Raw genomic sequence first — 16,870 nt, 5'->3', positions numbered from 1 at the left:
GGTCGGGGTCGGGGTCGGGGGCAGGCGGGACGGGGGCGGGTCACGGCGCGGGGTGGGCGAGTGTGTCGCTCAGGTACTGGGCGGCCAGCCGGACCAGCCGCAGCCGCTCCCGCTCGGGGGTGTAGTCCAGCACCGCGTCGGAGATCCGCACCTGGGTGCGCGGTGCCCGGCCCCGGTCGGTGCGCAGCGCGTCGGTCAGGCGGTGCGCGGCCGCCAAGCCGTCGGCGTCGTCCTTCGCCGCCGCCAGCAGCACCCGGGGCGCCGGGCCCGACGGGGCGCCGGCCGCCGGGGAGAGGGCCGCCGCGTCGTAGCGGCCGGAGACGCCCGCCGCCGCGCCGTACAACTCGGGGTGGGTCAGCTCGGCGGCCACCGCGCACGGCGCACCGGCCGCCACGCCCAGGGCGGCCCAGCCCTGCGGTCCGGGCGGCAGGGTACGGAACGCTCCGGCCACGGCGGTCCGGATCCGGTCCTCGTCAGCCATCGGGTCGCAGGGCTGAGCGGTGCCGATCGGCGCGGCGGGGGCGACGGCCACGAACGGGCGGGCCCGGCCCAGCTTGATCGCCGAGGCCAGGCCGTCGAAGACGTCCGGCAGTTCGGCGTCCGCGGTCCGGCCGGGGGTGGCGCCGGGCAGCACCAGGACGGGGTAGCGGGCCGACGGCTCGTCGGCGTAGTGCGGGGGCAGCCAGACCCGTACGGCGCGCGGGCTGCCGTCCGCACCGGGCACCGCCGCCTCCAGCAGCTCCCCCTCGGCGGGGTGGCCGACGCCGGTGAAGCGGGGCGCGGCAGCTGCGCTCGGGGACGGCGGCGGCTTCTCGGGGGTGGGCAGCACGGCCGGCGACTCGGCGGAGGGCCGGCGGGTGCCGCCCGCAGGCTGATCACCGGTCAGCAGCGCGGCCACCGCCAGCGACGTCGCCCCCAGGCCGCAGAGCAGCGCACCGCCGAGGCGCAGCACCACTGGCCGCATCTCGGCCACCAGCTCGTACGCGAGCGCCCCGCGCTCCTCGCGCCACCGCCCGAGTGCCTCCCGCGCCAGCCAGCAGCCCGCCGCCAACACCACGGCGGCCGACGCCAGCAGCACTGGACGGGACATCGGGGGCACTCCCTCGCGAGGACTCGGTGCCGGACCGGTCCCGGCGCGCTCGCTCCACAGCGTGCAAGAAGCCGCCCGGGAAGCGGCGCACCGGGCAGCACTGACCACGGTGTTCACTCGAATGAGCGACCGTCACCCGAGCAGCGACCGGAGGCGGACCACCAGCCCGCGCGCACCGGACGAAGCGCGCCCCACCACGCGGCCGCACCCCGCCGCGCGCAGCGCCCCACGCGTGCGGCGCCCCCGCCACGCGTGCGGCGGCACGCCAGTCCGCGCGCAGCGCCCCGTCAGCCCGCGCGCAGCGCCATCGTCATCGCCTCGACCGCCAGCAGCGGATCGACGTTGCGGTCCAGCGCCGTCCGGCAGGCCAGCACCGCCTCGATCCGACGCAGCGTGGCCTCCGGCGGGCCGGCCGCGGCGATCCGGTCCAGCGCGGCCCGGTGGTCCTGGTTGGCCAGCGCGCCGGTCGAGCCGAACTGCAGCGCCAGCACGTCCCGGTAGAAGCCGAGTAGGTCGAGCAGGGCGGTACCCAGGGTCTCCCGGCGGGTCCGCGTGGCCCGGCTCTTCTGCCGCTTCTCCAACTCCTTGACCGCGCCCGCCATGCCGCGCGGGGCCTTGCCGCCCAGGCCCTCGGCCGCGCCATAGGCCGCCTTGAGGTCCTCGGTCTCCTTGGCGTCCCGGGTCTCGGCCAGCGCCTCGGCATCCGCCTTCGCGGTGTCCACCAGGCGCTGGGCGGCCGCCAGGCAGCCGCCGATGTCGGCGACCTCCAGCGGGATCCGCAGCACCTCCAGGCGCCGGCTGCGGGCCTGCTCGTCCAGCGCCAGGCGGCGCGAACGCTCCACGTCGCCCTGGCCGGCCCGGGCCGCCTGCTCGGCCAGCTGCGGCGCCACGCCGTCCCGCCGCACCAGCAGGTCGGCCACCGCCTCCGGCGCCGGGGTGCGCAGCACCAGGTGGCGGCAGCGCGAGCGGATGGTCGGCAGGGTGTCCTGCACCGACGGCGCGCAGAGCAGCCAGACGGTCCGCGGCGAGGGCTCCTCGACGCCCTTGAGCAGCGCGTTCGCCGCGGCCTCGGTGAGCCGGTGGGCCGCGTCGATCAGGATCACCGACCAGCGGCCGCCGGTCGGGTAGGAGGAGGCCCGCAGCACCAGTTCGCGCATGTCGCCGACGCCGATCGACAGACCGTCGCTGCGGACGATCTTCACATCGGCGTGGCTCCCGGCCATGACCGTGTGGCAGCCCTCGCAGAACCCGCAGCCGGGCGTGCCGCCCAGGTCGAGGTCGGGGCTGGTGCACTGGAGCGCGGCGGCGAAGGCCCGCGCCGCGGTGGTCTGGCCGGCACCGGGCGGGCCGGTGAAGAGCCAGGCATGCGTCATCAGCGAGGCGTTGGCGCCCGGGGCCGGGGCGCCGGAGCGGCCGGCGAGCACCGTGGCCCGGGCCGCCGAGGCGGCCGCGGTCAGCTGCTCGACCACCCGTTCCTGGCCCACCAGGTCGTCCCAGACGGTCACCGCTGCTCCCACACTCCGCGCCCGCACCGCGACCGGCCGGGTCTTCGCGCCCGAGCCAACCCGCTCGAGCCTTCCGCCAGCGAGCATACGGCCCGCCCCGGACAGGCCGGAGCGGGCCGCGGAACCCTCGCTACTTGCGCCGCTTGCGGTCGTCGTCGCCGCGGTCGTCCTCGTCCGGGTCGGCCTGCTCCCAGCGGGCCCACTCCTCGCGGGAGCCGAGCAGCGAGTCGGTCAGCGTCGGCAGGTCGTCCATCGGGGTCTCCTCGGCCCAGGACGGGCGGCGCGGGCGCTGCGGCTCGACCGCCTCGGCCGGGGGCTCGGGCCGCCACAGGCCCGGCGGCACCCGCTCCTCCACCGGCCGCACCGGCGGCAGCTTGCCCGGGCCGACGGCCGGCAGCACCGCCGTGCGCTCCTCGGCGGCCTCGCCCGGCACCGCGGGCAGCACCGCCGTGCGCTCCACGGCCGCCTCCGCGTCCTTCCCGCCGCCGTCCTTCCCGCCGCCCTTACCGCCGCGCTGCCCGGTCTTCCCGCCGCACTGCTCCGCCAGCTTCTCGGCGGCGGCCACGGCCGCCTGCCGCTGCTCCTCCGAGATCTCCTCGGTCAGGTCATCGGCACCCGGGATCGGCATCTCCTCGGTCACCGCCTCGGCGTCGTTCGCGGCCCGCGCCGCCGCGGCGGCCTCCTCCGCCTGCCGAGCCGCCTCGGCCCGCTGCAGAGCCTCCTCGGCGCGCCGCCGCTGCTCCTCGCGCTGCACGTCGCGCTGGCGCCGCAGCTCGGCCTGCGCCTGCGCCTCGGCGTCCTTGCGGGCCTGCTCGGCGGCCTCGGCCGCCAGGCGCGCCTCCTCGGCGGCCCGCTGCTCGGCCTCCTGGGCCGCCTTCTCGGCAGCAGCCGCCTCGGCGGCCACCCGGGCCTCCTCAGCGCGCTTGCGCTCCTCCTCGGCCTGCTTGCGGGCCGCCTCCTCGCGGGCCAGCCGCTCCTTCTCGGTCTGCTCGGCGCGCAGCTTCTCCAGCAGTTCCTGGCGCTTGCGCTCGGCCTCCTCGGCCTCGGCCTTCTTGCGGGCCTCCTCGGCGGCGCGCCGCTCGGCCTCCTCGCGGGCCTGCCGGTCCTGCTCGCGCCGCGCCTCCTTCTCCTGCTCGGAGAGCGGCAGCTCGCGGTCGAGCCGGTGCCGGATCGCGGTGGTGACCAGCGCCGGCGCCTTGCTGGCGTCGACCACCAGGTAGCGCACCGGGTCAGCGGCGGCCAGCGCCAGGAATCCGGCCCGGACCCGGGCGTGGAACTCGATCGGCTCGTTCTCCAGCCGGTCCAGCGCCTCGGTGAAGCGCTCGCGGGCCTGCGTCGGGTCGACGTCCAGCACCACGGTCAGGTCCGGCACCAGGCCGCCGGTGGCCCAGCGGGAGATCCGGGCCACCTCGGTGGCGGCCAGGTCGCGGCCGGCGCCCTGGTAGGCGATCGAGGAGTCCATGTAGCGGTCGGTGATCACCACCGCGCCGCGGGCCAGCGCCGGCCGGATCACGTTCTCCACGTGCTCGGCGCGGTCGGCCGCGTAGATCAGCGCCTCGGCCCGGTGCGACAAGCCGGTGTTGCCGACATCCAGCACCAGGCCGCGCAGCCGCTGCCCGACCGGGCTGCCGCCGGGCTCCCGGGTCAGCACCACCTCGTGGCCCTTGCTGCGGATCCACTCGGCCAGCGCCTGCGCCTGGGTGGACTTGCCGGCGCCGTCGCCACCCTCCAGCGCGATGAAGAAGCCGGTGCCGGTGGCCCGGTGCTCCGGCACGTCGCGGTCACCGCCGAGCGCCTCCAGCAGTTCCTTGCCGAACGGCACGGTGCCGCGCTGGTCGTCGGTCTTCAACAGCACCAGGCCGGCCAGCGCCAGGGTGAGGACTCCGGCCGTGGCCACCGCGATGCCGGCGCCGCCGTGCACGAAGGTGAAGCTGCCGGGGGCCCGGGTGCCGTAGTCGATCTCGCCGTAGGCGGCGGCCAGCAGCGGCATGCCGACCAGCGCGGCGCCCACGACCATCCGCAGCACCGCGTAGAGGTGCGCGGTCACCCGCGGCAGCCGGACCTCCTCGACCTCCTGGGCGAGCAGCCCGCGGCCGACCCCGATCACCAGGCCGGCCGCCACCGCGGCCGCCGAGGTGAGCAGCAGGATCAGCACGTAGTCGAAGACCAGCCCGGCCAGGATCAGTGCGGCCCCGATGGTCAGCAGGCCGACCGCGAGCAGTCGGCGGCGGGAGAGCGCGGGCAGCGTGACCCTGGTCAGCCGCAGGCCCAGCCAGGGCAGCCCGGTGGTGGCCAGCACCAGCAGGCCGTAGCCGATCGGCCCGGCGCCGTGCTCGGCGGCGGTGAACAGGGCCAGCGCCGCGGTGCCGGCCATCGCCGCATAGGCCGCGGCGATGGCGAAGGTGAAGTACGGGGCGGAGCCGGTGCGGCCCTTGCCGAGCGCCGGGCCCGGGGTGGCGTCGGTCGGCGCCCGCAGGCCCTGCAGCGGCGAGGCGGGCCGGTGCCCGGCCGGGGCGCCGGGCAGGTCCTGCAGGTAGAGCAGGACGGCCGAGCCGGCGAACAGCAGCGTCGCGCCGAGCGCGGCCGAGGTGACCTGGTGGGCCCGGAGCCAGTCCACGCCGAGCGCGGCCAGCAGGTTGTTCAGCAGGGTGAAGGCGACCAGGCCGACCGCCGCCAGGGGCAAGGTGGCCCAGCCGGTCCGCATGTCGATGGTGCGGACGGTGTCCAGGTTGGCCGCCGACGGGCGCTGCTCGGCCTGCGGCGCGTAGGGATCGCCGGCCGGCAACAGGGTGGGCGTGGTGGCGCCCTTGGCGGCCGACCAGACCCGCTCGGCCGCGCCGGTCACGAAGATCGTGGCCAGCAGCGCGTAGACCGGCACCGCCTGGTGGGTCCAGACCGGCCACCAGGGCGCGACCCCGATCAGCGCCGCGCGCAGCCCGTCGGCGGCGATCAGCGTCCAGCGGCGGTCCAGCGGGCCGGTGAGCAGCCGGTGCAGCGGGCCGAGCAGCGCCACCCCGACCAGCCCGGCGGCCAGCAGCCGCACGGCGAAGACCAGGGCCAGCGCGAAGGCCGCACCCCGGTAGCCGCCACCGAACAGCCCGGCCGCGACGGCGGCGGTGACGGTCAGTGCGAGCAGCACCAGGAACCCGAGCCGGTCCGCGGTACCGCCGATCAGCTGGGTCACCCACAGTCGCCGGTACGGGCGCAGCCGCAGCAAGGCGCGCGCCCGCTCGCCGGGCGTACCGGCCGGCGCCACTTCGGGGAGAACGGGCACAGTGGGGGTGGGCTGCTCCTCGCTCGTCATACGGTCAGCGTAGCGGGCAGGGCGGAGCGCCAACGGGCGCACGGCCCGGTGAAGCCAGGCTATGACCGGGTTGTGACGCGGGGGCGGTGAGCGAGCTCACCGCCCCCGGCGGGGTTCAGGCCTCCTGACCAGGCTCGGCGGCGGTCTTCTCGGCCGCCGCCTTCTTGGTCGCCGTCTTCTTCGCCGCGGTGGTCTTGGCGGCGGTGGCCTTCTTCGCCGTCGTGGTCTTCTTGGCCGCCGTCTTCTTGGCGGCGGCCGTCTTGGTCGCGGTGGCCTTGGTCGCGGTGGTCTTCTTGGCGGCCGTCTTCTTCACCGTCTTCTTGGCCACCTTCTTCACCGGCCCGCGGGCCCGCTTCTCCGCCAGCAGCTCATAGCCGCGCTCGGGGGTGATGGTGGCCACGTCGTCGTCCTTGCGGAGCGTCGCATTGGTCTCGCCATCGGTCACGTACGGGCCGAACCGGCCGTCCTTGACCACCACCGGCCGCTCGCTGACCGGGTCGGTGCCCAGCTCGCGCAGCGGCGGGGCGGCGGCGGCCCGGCCGCGCTGCTTGGGCTGGGCGTAGATCGCCAGCGCCTCCTCCAGGGTGACCGTGAAGAGCTGCTCCTCGCTGGTCAGCGAGCGCGAGTCGGTCCCCTTCTTCAGGTACGGCCCGTAGCGGCCGTTCTGCGCGGTGATCTCCACGCCCTCGGGGTCGGTGCCGACCACCCGGGGCAGCGCCAGCAGCCGCAGCGCGTCCTCCAGGGTGACGGTGTCCAGCGACATCGTCTTGAAGAGCGAGGCGGTGCGCGGCTTGACCGCGTTCTTGCCGGTCTTCGGGGTGCCCTCGGGCAGCACCTCGGTGACGTACGGACCGTAACGGCCGTCCTTGGCGACCAGCATGTGGCCGGTCTCCGGGTCGTGGCCGAGCTCGTAGTCGCCGCTCGGCTTGGCCAGCAGCTCCTCGGCCAGCTCCACGGTCAGCTCGTCCGGCGGCAGCTCGTCCGGGATGTCGGCGCGCTGGCCGGGCTGGTCGGCCTCGGCCGAGGCCTTCTCGACGTACGGGCCGTAGCGGCCGACCCGCAGGGTGATCTCGTCGCTCAGCTTGAACGAGCTGATCTCCCGGGCGTCGATCGCGCCCAGGTCGGTGACCAGCTCCTTGAGGCCGCCCAGGTGGTCGCCGTCGCCGTTGCCGGCCTCGGCGGCACCGCCGGCGCCCTCGCCCTCGCCGAAGTAGAAGCGCTTCAGCCACGGCACCGACTCGGCCTGGCCGGCGGCGATCCGGTCGAGGTCGTCCTCCATCTTCGCGGTGAAGTCGTAGTCGACCAGCCGGCCGAAGTGCTTCTCCAGCAGGTTCACCACCGCGAACGAGAGGAAGGACGGCACCAGGGCCGTGCCCTTCTTGAAGACGTAGCGGCGGTTGATGATGGTGTCGATGATCGACGCGTAGGTCGAGGGCCGGCCGATCTCCCGGTCCTCCAGCTCCTTGACCAGCGAGGCCTCGGTGTAGCGGGCCGGCGGCTTGGTCGCGTGGCCCTCCGGGGTGAGCTGCTCGGCGGCCAGCGGGTCGCCCTGGGACACCTGCGGCAGCCGGCGCTCGCGGTCGTCCAGCTCGGCGTTGGGGTCGTCGGCGCCCTCGACGTAGGCCTTGAGGAAGCCGTGGAAGGTGATGATCTTGCCGGAGGCCGAGAACTCGACGTCCCGCCCGTCAGCGGCCGTGCCACCGACCCGCACGGTGACGGACTGACCGACCGCGTCCTTCATCTGGGAGGCGACGGTGCGCATCCAGATCAGCTCGTACAGCTTGAAGTCGTCGCCGCTCAGGCCGGTCTCGGCCGGGGTGCGGAAGCGGTCGCCGGACGGGCGGATCGCCTCGTGCGCCTCCTGGGCGTTCTTGACCTTGCTGGCGTAGACCCGGGGGGCGTCCGGCAGGTAGTCGGCGCCGTACAGCTGGGTCACCTGGGCGCGGGCCGCGGTCACCGCGGTCTCGGAGAGCGTGGTGGAGTCGGTACGCATATAGGTGATGAAGCCGTTCTCGTACAGCTTCTGGGCCACCTGCATGGTCCGCTTGGCGCCGAAGCCCAGCTTGCGGCTGGCCTCCTGCTGCAGCGTGGTGGTGCGGAACGGCGCGTAGGGCGAGCGGCGGTACGGCTTGGACTCGACGCTGCGCACGCCGAACGCGGTGCGCTCCAGGGCGGCGGCCAGCGCGCGGGCGGCCGTCTCGTCCAGGTGCAGGGTGTTGGCGGCCTTCAGCTGACCGTCCTGGCCGAAGTCGCGGCCGCTGGCGATCCGCCTGCCGTCGACACTGGACAGCCGGGCGCCGAAGGTCTCCGGGTTGGCGGAGTCGGCCGGGGTTCGGCCGGTACCGAAGACGGCGACCAGGTCCCAGTAGGAGGCCGAGGTGAAGGCGATCCGCTCGCGCTCCCGCTCGACCACCAGGCGGGTCGCCACGGACTGCACCCGGCCCGCCGACAGGCTCGGCATGACCTTCTTCCAGAGCACCGGGGAGACCTCGTAGCCGTACAGCCGGTCGAGGATCCGGCGGGTCTCCTGGGCATCGACCAGACGCTGGTTCAGCTCGCGCGGGTTGGCCACCGCCTCCTGGATGGCGGACTTGGTGATCTCGTGGAAGACCATCCGCTTGACCGGCACCTTGGGCTTGAGCACCTCCTGCAGGTGCCAGGCGATCGCCTCGCCCTCGCGGTCCTCATCGGTGGCGAGGAAGAGCTCGTCGGACTCCGCGAGCAGCTGCTTGAGCTTGGTGACCTGGGCCTTCTTCTCGGCGCTGACCACGTAGATGGGGGTGAAGTCGTGCTCGACGTCCACCCCGAGCCGGCGCAGCTCGCCGGTGTACTTGTCCGGCACTTCGGCTGCCGTCTTCGGCAGGTCGCGGATGTGCCCGACGCTCGCCTCGACGATGTAGCCGGGGCCGAGGTAGCCCTTGATCGTCTTCGCCTTGGCGGGCGACTCGACAATGACGAGTCGCTTCCCGCCCTGCGCGGTCTCGCTGCTCGGGGACACCTTCGCTCTTCTCTTCCGGTCGCTTCCTGTGTGCTGGCCGACGGATGGCCGACGCCCGGCACACCACCGCCTGGGCCACCGCCATGCGACGACCCCACCAGCGGAGTGTGACCGTACCCTGGTCACCCTTGTCAAACGGACGGATCCCGCTTTTTCACCGGCAAGGCCGACCGACGCCACTCGAACGGTAACCCGATGATGGACGTTTCCGCCGCGCGGTTATCCCTTTGACCGGGTCAGAAACCCGGTCGTGGCGGCGGGAACCGGTCGATTCAGGACACGGCGGCCGACCGCGCCGGCCGAGTTCGGCCGTACTGTCCGAGCCGGCGGAGGATGACCGTCCGTCCGAGTCGGCAACTGTCCGAGCCGGCTGTCCGCGTCGGCGGAGGAGGCGCGTCGGGAGATCGGCGCGGGCGGATCAGCGCCGCAGCGCGGTGGCCAGCAGGCTCAGCCCGCCCGCCAGGGAGCTGGTGCCGAGCACCGTCCAGAAGACGTCAATCGGCAGCGAGGCCGCGGTACCCAGGCCGGTCAGCACCACGCGGGCCGGGCGGCGCGGGTCGTAGCAGACCCGCACCGAGCTGCCCGGCAGCAGTCCGACCGGCCGGCTCAGCGTGGTGGTGCCGCGCGGGCGGGACAGCACCACGGCGGCCTCGGCCGGCTCACCGGGAGCCACCAGGGCGGGCAGCGTGGCGTAGGAGAGCAGCGGCGCCGGGTCCGCCACCTGCCCCTGGGTGGTGTCCGGCACCACCAGGGCGGTCACGGGGACGCCGTTCCGGCGCAGCCGGTGGCGCAGGCGCAACTCCGCCGCGCACCAGAACAACAGTGCGCCTCCGAAGAGCACCAGTACGCCCCCTGCGACCGTCGCCGGCTCCGCAGCCACCTGTCTCTCCCCCTCACCTGCTCCCCGGGAGGATCACCGGGCAGCCTGGAATCTCCGGGCAGCCTGGCAAGCCGGGGACAACCGGAGGCGGAGGCCCCGGGTCCGCCAGGGAAACGGGGGGTCACGACTGGGTGAACGCTGCTCCCCGGGCCGGGAGCAGCGTCAGACTGCGCGCTGCCCCAGACGGCGGGCTGCCTCACACGGCGGGCTCGATGAAGCCCTGCTCGACCAGCAGCCGCAGCGACTCGGGCACCCGGTCGCGCAGCCCGGACCCGTCCTCGTCCAGCAGTCGGGCGATCGCGTCCACGATGTCCCCGGCCGCCAGCGAGCCGTCGCAGACCCCGGCGAACCCGGCGCCCACCGTGTCGACCTTGGTGGCCCGGCGCATTCCCCGGCCCTGCCGCAGCACCACGTGCTCCGGATCCTCCGCGCCCGGCGCGCCCACCTGCTCCTGGACCACCTCGTCGGCCAGCAGGTAGCGGGCGGCGAGCAGCGCCGCGTCGTCGTGCTCGCGCAGGAAGTCCTGGCGGGCGAACCACCGCTCGATGTGCGGGCCGAGCGGCTGCTCGACCGGGTGCGGCCACTCCTCGATGCGCACGGCCGGCTGCTCGGCGCCGGAGTTGCGCAGCGTGATCCAGCCGAAGCCGATGCCCTCCACGCCCGCCGCCTCGAAGGCGTCCAGCCACTCGTTGTAGCGGGCCTCATAGGCCTCCCGGCCGGCCAGGTGGTCGCCGCCGTCGCGGAGCCAGAGTTCCGCGTACTGTGCCACGTCCTGCACCTCGCGCTGGACCACCCAGGCGTCCAGACCGGTGCCGGCCACCCAGCCGGCCAGCCGGTCGTGCCAGTCCTCGCCCTTGACGTGCTGCCAGTTGGCCAGCAGCTGGCAGTAGCCGCCGGCCTCCAGGTGCGCAGCGGCGGACCGCACCAGGCTGCGGCAGAGGTCGTCGCCGGCCATGCCGCCGTCCCGGTAGACGAACCGGCTGCCGGGGGAGATCACGAACGGCGGGTTGGAGACGATCAGGTCGAACTTCTGCTGGCCGACCGGCTCGAACAGGCTGCCCTCGACGGTCTCGACGTGGTCGAAGCCGGAGAGCGCCAGGGTGAGCCGGGCGAAGGCCAGGGCCCGCGGGTTGAGGTCGGTCGCGGTCACCCGCTGGGCGTGCCGGGCCGCGTGCAGCGCCTGGACGCCGGAACCGGTGCCCAGGTCGAGCACCGACCGGACCGGGCGGCGGACCGCCAGGTTGGCCAGCGTGGTGGAGGCCCCGCCGACCCCGAGCACCAGTTCGCGGCGCGGCACGCCCGCCGCGCTGCCGCCGCCACCGATCCCGCCCGCGCCGCCGACCGCGCAGCCGAGGTCGGAGACCACCCAGGCGTCGGCGCTGTCCAGGCCGGCCACCTCGTTGGCGTACGGGCGCACGTCCACCGTGGCCCGGACCAGACCGCCGTCGGCCGTCAGCCAGCCGTCGATCAGGCAGTCCTCGACCGGCAGGGCCGCCGCGGCTGCCGCGAACGAGGCCGGCTGCTGCAGCAGGAACAGCCGGATCAGCGTCTCGAGCGGCGTACCGCCCCTGGTCGCGCGAAGCGCCGGCACCGCCTCGTTGCGGGCCAGCGCCGCGTAGCCGGTCGGGCCGAGCAGGTCGAGGCAGCCGTCAGCGGTGTAGGAGGCGGTCAGCAGCGCCTCCCGCAGGCGGGCGAGACGGGCGGGATCCGGGGTGGGAAGCGTGGTCACCCGCCCATTCTCCCGCCTGCCGGGGCCGCTGCCGCCTGCCGGGGCGCGACACGGTCGGCGGTGCGCCTCAGTTCGGCGGTTCCGTCAGCCCGGCGGTTCGCGTCAGCTCGGCGGTTCGCGTCAGCTCGGCGAGGCGGACCCGCCCGGGGAGCCGCTGCCACCCCCGCTCGGGCTGCCGCCGGCGTTCGGGCTGCCGCTCCCGCTCGGGGAGCCACCCGCGCTCGGGCTGCCACTCGGGGAACCGGACGGGGAGCCGCCCGCTGCCGGGCTGCCGCTGGACGGGGCGCCCGGGGAGGCACCGGTCGAGGCGGCCGGCGAGCCGCTGCCGGACGGAGCCGCGTTCGGCGCCGGGCTGCCCGAAGCGTCCGCCGCGGCCCGGCAGCCGGGCTGGCGGGCGAACGCCTTGCCCAGGTCGCCGGTCTGCACCGTGGTCATCGCAGTGTTCGACAGCTTGGCCAGCTGCTGCGCCTGGTCGCCGATGCTCTTCAGGCCGTCCGCGAACTTCCCCTGGTCGTTGGTCGGCAGCGCGGTGAGCTTCTGCTGCACGTCCTTGAAGCCCTGGGAGGCCTGGTGCAGCTCGTTGACCGCATCCTGCTGCACCCCGGCGCCGTTGGCGACCTTCGGGGCTCCCGCCTTGCTCATCGCATCGGCAATCTGCTGGTTGCTGGTGCTGAGCTGGCCGAGGTCGCCGGACAGCCGCTTCTGCAGGTCGGCCGCGGACTCGTTCTGCTTGACCTGGGCGGTATCGTCCAGGGCCGCGCGGGACTGGGCGACCGGGTCGCGCAGCCCGTCGCAGACCTGCTGGGCCCAACCGTCGAGCGCCTTGCTGTTGTCGCTGCTGCTGTCGGTGCAGGCCGCCGCACCGGTGGCGAGCAACGCCCCGAGCAGCGGCAGGGCGAGCACTCGGCCCGCGCTGCCCGGCCGGAAGCGCCGCGCTCCGTTCCGCTCGCCGTCCACCAGTAGTCGCCCGTCCACCTGGAGAGCCCTCCGTCAGTCGCCATCGGTCCCGAGTGAACCTACCCGACACCCCTCCCCGACGAGTCCGCCCGCTGGATCGGTTCCCGCCGAACGGGTCTGGGGCACGGGCTGAGCAGGGGCTTGAGCAGGGTTCGGATACGGGTCGGCCCCCAGCGCGAGGACCGCGCCAGGGGCCGACCGTCTTCGGTGGACCGGTGTGCTCAGCCTTCGGGGGGTGACCGGTGGGCTCAGCCGCCCGCCTCGGCGGCGACCGCGCTGCCGGCCGGGGCCTGCCCCGCCACATCCACGGTGCGCCGCTTGGACGCGTACACCGCGCCCACCACCAGCAGCACCGCCACCGCGGCGATCGCACCGCGCAGCCCCGCACTGGCGTGGGCGCCGTAGCTGAACCTCACGATCGCCGGTGCGATCAGCAGCGAGACCAGGTTCATCACCTTGAGCAGCGGGTTGATCGCTGGGCCGGCGGTGTCCTTGAACGGGTCGCCGACCGTGTCGCCGATCACCGTGGCCGCGTGCGCCTCGCTGCCCTTGCCGCCGTGCGCGCCGTCCTCCACCAGCTTCTTGGCGTTGTCCCAGGCGCCGCCGGAGTTGGCGAGGAAGACCGCCATCAGCGTGCCCGCGCTGATCGCCCCCGCGAGGTAGCTCCCGAGCGCGCCGACGCCGAGGCCGAAGCCCACCGCGATCGGTGCCAGCACCGCGAGCAGGCCCGGGGTGGCCAGCTCGCGCAGCGCGTCCCGGGTGCAGATGTCGACGACCTTGCCGTACTCGGGGGTCTCACTGCCGTCCATGATCCCGGGGTGGTCGCGGAACTGCCGGCGGACCTCGAAGACCACCGAACCCGCCGAGCGGGACACCGCATTGACGGCCAGTCCGGAGAAGAGGAAGACCACCGCCGCGCCCAGCAGCAGGCCGACCAGGTTGTTGGGCTGCGAGATGTCCAGGCTCAGCCCGGCCGGGCTGCCGATCACGGCGGTACCGCCCGCGCTGGCCACCGCCTCGCCGATCGCGTCGGTGAACGAGCCGAACAGCGCGGTGGCCGCGAGCACGGCGGTGGCGATCGCGATGCCCTTGGTGATCGCCTTGGTGGTGTTGCCCACCGCGTCCAGCTCGGTCAGCACCCGGGCGCCGGCACCCGTCACCTCCCCGGACATCTCAGCGATGCCCTGGGCGTTGTCCGACACCGGGCCGAAGGTGTCCATCGCCACGATCACACCGACCGTGGTCAGCAGCCCGGTGCCGGCCAGCGCGACGGCGAACAGCGCCAGCACGATCGAGCCGCCGGCCAGCAGGTAGCAGCCGTAGACCGCGGCACCTATCAGCGCCGCCGAATACACCGCCGACTCCAGGCCCAGCGAGACCCCGGACAGCACCACGGTGGCCGGGCCGGTCAGCGAGCTGCGTCCGACATCGCGCACCGGGCGCCGGGAGGTCTCGGTGAAGTAGCCGGTCAGCTGCTGGATCAGCACCGCCAGCACGATCCCGATCAGCACGGCGAACAGCGCGAACAGCCGGGGGTCGCCGCGATGGGCGGCGATCGCGGACGGCACGTGGCGCAGGCCGCCGAAGCCGGACGGCAACACCGTGAACGCCGCCACTGCCACCAGCACCAGTGAGACCGCTGCGGAGAGGAAGAAACCCCGGTTGATCGCGGTCATGCCGCCGCGGTCCCGCTCGCGCGGGGCGACCGCGACGATGCCCAGCACCGCCGTGAGCACCCCGATCCCGGGGACGATCAGCGGCAGCACCAGACCGGCGTCGCCGAACACCGCCCGGCCCAGCACCAGCGCCGCCACCAGGGTCACCGCATAGGACTCGAACAGGTCGGCCGCCATGCCCGCGCAGTCGCCCACGTTGTCACCGACGTTGTCGGCGATGGTGGCCGCATTGCGCGGGTCGTCCTCCGGTATGCCCTGCTCGACCTTGCCGACCAGGTCGGCGCCGACGTCGGCCGCCTTGGTGAAGATGCCGCCGCCGACCCGCATGAACATCGCGAGCAGCGCGGCACCGAACCCGAAGCCCTCCAACACCCGCGGCGCGTCCGCGCGGTAGACCAGCACCACGACGGCCGCACCGAGCAGGCCCAGGCCCACGGTGCACATGCCGACCACACCGCCGGTGCGGAAGGCGATCCGCATCGCGCCACGCTGGGCCGACCGCTCCTGACCATCCATCACTCCGCGTGCCACCGACGCCACCCGTACGTTGGCCCGGACGGCCAGCCACATGCCCAGGTAGCCGGTGGCGGCCGAGAACGCCGCGCCGACCAGGAAGAACAGCGAACGTCCCAGGCGCTGCGACCAGTTGTCGGCGGGCAGCAGCATCAGCAGGAAGAAGGCGCCGGTCGCGAAGACCGTCAGGGTGCGGAACTGGCGGGCGAGGTAGGCATTGGCGCCTTCCTGGACCGCCGCGGCGATCCGCCGCATCGCCGGGGTTCCGGCATCGGCCGCGAGCACCTGACGCACCAACAGAAAGGCCACGCCGAGCGCGGCGACGGCGATCAGTGCGATCACCAGGAGCACAATCCGGTTTCCACCGGTGAGCACCGCGCCACCACCGGAACCGTCGGCCAGAATGTTCATGATTTGTGGGCGCACCGGTGCCCCTGATCCGAATTCCGGTGCCGAGTCGAGTGTGAATCCCGCCATGCGTCCTCCCCGACGGCCGGCGCACCGGCCGGTCCGGACGGTGCGCTGCTGGCTCTGGTGGCACAGGCGACCGGGACGAGGACGACCGGGACGGGCCGGACCGCCCCGCCCCGACCGGGTATCCACGAGTGAGTGTAGGAATCCGCAGGGGATTCAAATAGACCGTGGACGGCGCAGAAAAAAGAATCATGGGTGGCGGCCGGTAGCCCTGGGTTTGCAGCTGCCTCGCCGGGACCCCGGGGTTATCCGGCCACCACGGGATTGTCCGGCCATCCCGGGATTACCCGGCTATCCCGGGACCGTCCGGCCACCACGGGATTGTCCGATCGCCTCAGAATTCACCAGGAGCGCGCGAATTCCTGGGCTCGCCAGAGCTCACCGAGCACGCCAGAATTCGCCGGATGCATCAGAGTTCGCCGGGTGCATCAGCACCGGTCGGTGGCACCACAGATCGCTGGCGCGCCATCAGGCCCAATGGGACCGGGCAGCACTGACCAATGATCAGATCAGGCGATCGGGGCTCAGGCTTCGGGTTGATCCGGGCTCAGGCCGGGTTGATCGGCCAGCTCATGCGGATCAGGCCGCCGTCGTCGTCGCGGCCCACCTCGACTTCCTCCACCAGGCCGGTGATCACCGCCAGGCCCAGGGCGTCATCGCTCGCGTCGCCGCCCTCGGCGGCACCGCCGTCGGCAGACGCGGCAAGCTCACTGTGCTCGCCGGCACCATCGCCGACCTCGATGATGAAACGCTTCTCCTGATCGATCAGCGCCACCCGCACGGCACCGCCCACGCCGCCCTGCTGGTGCAGCCCGACGGCGCGCGAGCAGGCCTCACCGACCGCCAGGCGCACCTCGTCGAGAGCCGACTCGTCCACACCGGCGCGTCTGGCCACTGCGGCCGCCACCAGTCGTGCGGTCCGCACGTGTTCGGGAAGGGCGCTGAAGCGCAGTTCGACGGTTGCCATCTCTCCCTCTCGGGGTTTCCCCGCACTCAGGCGTACCGAGCGTCGGACCGACCCGGGACGGCGGCGACAGCCGCCTACTCGGAGCCGCTGGCACGCCCGACCGTCCGGGGCTGGTCCAGGGCAGCGAACGGACCCGGGCCGCCCGCACGACGGCGGGCGGTCCGGGCCACGCCGGATCAGTCAGTCGCCTGGACGGCGTCCTCGACCGAGGTGTGGATCGGGAACACCTTGGTCAGACCGGTGATCCGGAAGATCTTGAGGATGCGCTCCTGGGTGCAGACCAGGCGCAACGAGCCCTCGTGCGCCCGGACCCGCTTCAAGCCGCCCACCAGGACACCCAGACCGGTCGAGTCCAGGAAGTCCACACCCTCCATGTCGACGACCAAGTGGTAGCTGCCGTCATTGACGAGCTCGACCAGCTGCTCGCGAAGCTTCGGGGCGGTGTACACATCAATCTCGCCACCAACCCGGACGACCGTGCGGTCGCCTACGGTTTCGGTCGACAGGGTCAGGTCCACGGAACCTCCAGCACCTTGCCTTGCTAGGTCACATTGCGTTCTCTACGGCGAGCCGGACGCACCGGCAGCCGAAACCACCGATCCCGCCCAGACGGTCTCCACCGCCGGTCTCCACCGTATGAACGGTCTCCACCGCATGGTCGAGCAACCGGCCCAGAGGCTGCCGGTCCGGCCAACTGGCCGCCACCGCCTCATTCAACCACTTGGCACCATGCCCGCACGATGGCTTGCGGCGATTCTCCGTCACTCCGGTGACACA

General features: G+C 73.8%; 10 protein-coding genes. All 10 read right to left on the bottom strand.

Going from position 1 to position 16,870, the window contains the following annotated elements; genetic code table 11:
- Positions 1 to 40: 40 nt before the first annotated feature.
- The 10 genes from P3T35_RS01510 to P3T35_RS01465 all read right to left on the bottom strand — a co-directional run bounded on the left by P3T35_RS01510 (position 41) and on the right by P3T35_RS01465 (position 16,611).
- Positions 41 to 1,090, bottom strand: coding sequence for a hypothetical protein (locus P3T35_RS01510; RefSeq protein ID WP_143676838.1), 1,050 nt, complete (start codon positions 1,088 to 1,090; stop codon positions 41 to 43).
- Positions 1,091 to 1,377: 287 nt separating this feature from the next.
- Positions 1,378 to 2,595: a DNA polymerase III subunit delta' gene (locus tag P3T35_RS01505; protein WP_101381004.1), complete on the bottom strand. Its 1,218-nt coding sequence runs from the start codon at positions 2,593 to 2,595 to the stop codon at positions 1,378 to 1,380.
- A 130-nt stretch (positions 2,596 to 2,725) separates the two neighbouring features.
- Positions 2,726 to 5,899: a dTMP kinase gene (tmk, locus tag P3T35_RS01500; protein ID WP_101381003.1), complete on the bottom strand. Its 3,174-nt coding sequence runs from the start codon at positions 5,897 to 5,899 to the stop codon at positions 2,726 to 2,728.
- 115 nt (positions 5,900 to 6,014) lie between these two features.
- Entirely contained in the window at positions 6,015 to 8,897 is a 2,883-nt protein-coding gene (gene topA, locus P3T35_RS01495; protein WP_101381002.1) for a type I DNA topoisomerase, read from the bottom strand.
- A 418-nt stretch (positions 8,898 to 9,315) separates the two neighbouring features.
- Positions 9,316 to 9,777: a hypothetical protein gene (locus tag P3T35_RS01490; protein WP_101381001.1), complete on the bottom strand. Its 462-nt coding sequence runs from the start codon at positions 9,775 to 9,777 to the stop codon at positions 9,316 to 9,318.
- A gap of 196 nt (positions 9,778 to 9,973) precedes the next feature.
- Positions 9,974 to 11,506: a class I SAM-dependent methyltransferase gene (locus tag P3T35_RS01485; protein ID WP_101381000.1), complete on the bottom strand. Its 1,533-nt coding sequence runs from the start codon at positions 11,504 to 11,506 to the stop codon at positions 9,974 to 9,976.
- A 120-nt stretch (positions 11,507 to 11,626) separates the two neighbouring features.
- Entirely contained in the window at positions 11,627 to 12,481 is an 855-nt protein-coding gene (locus tag P3T35_RS01480) for a hypothetical protein (RefSeq protein ID WP_101380999.1), read from the bottom strand.
- Between the two features lie 230 nt (positions 12,482 to 12,711).
- Positions 12,712 to 15,063, bottom strand: coding sequence for a sodium-translocating pyrophosphatase (locus tag P3T35_RS01475; RefSeq protein WP_180356494.1), 2,352 nt, complete (start codon positions 15,061 to 15,063; stop codon positions 12,712 to 12,714).
- A gap of 610 nt (positions 15,064 to 15,673) precedes the next feature.
- Complete coding sequence (locus P3T35_RS01470) at positions 15,674 to 16,093, bottom strand: ATP-binding protein (protein WP_101380997.1); 420 nt, start codon at positions 16,091 to 16,093, stop codon at positions 15,674 to 15,676.
- A gap of 176 nt (positions 16,094 to 16,269) precedes the next feature.
- Positions 16,270 to 16,611, bottom strand: a complete 342-nt coding sequence (locus P3T35_RS01465; RefSeq protein WP_101380996.1) for an STAS domain-containing protein — start codon at positions 16,609 to 16,611, stop codon at positions 16,270 to 16,272.
- Positions 16,612 to 16,870: the final 259 nt, after the last annotated feature.

The sequence above is a fragment of the Kitasatospora sp. GP30 genome (genome assembly GCF_029892145.1).
Taxonomy (GTDB): Bacteria; Actinomycetota; Actinomycetes; order Streptomycetales; family Streptomycetaceae; genus Kitasatospora; species Kitasatospora acidiphila.
This window is presented reverse-complemented; position numbering and strand designations above follow the sequence as displayed.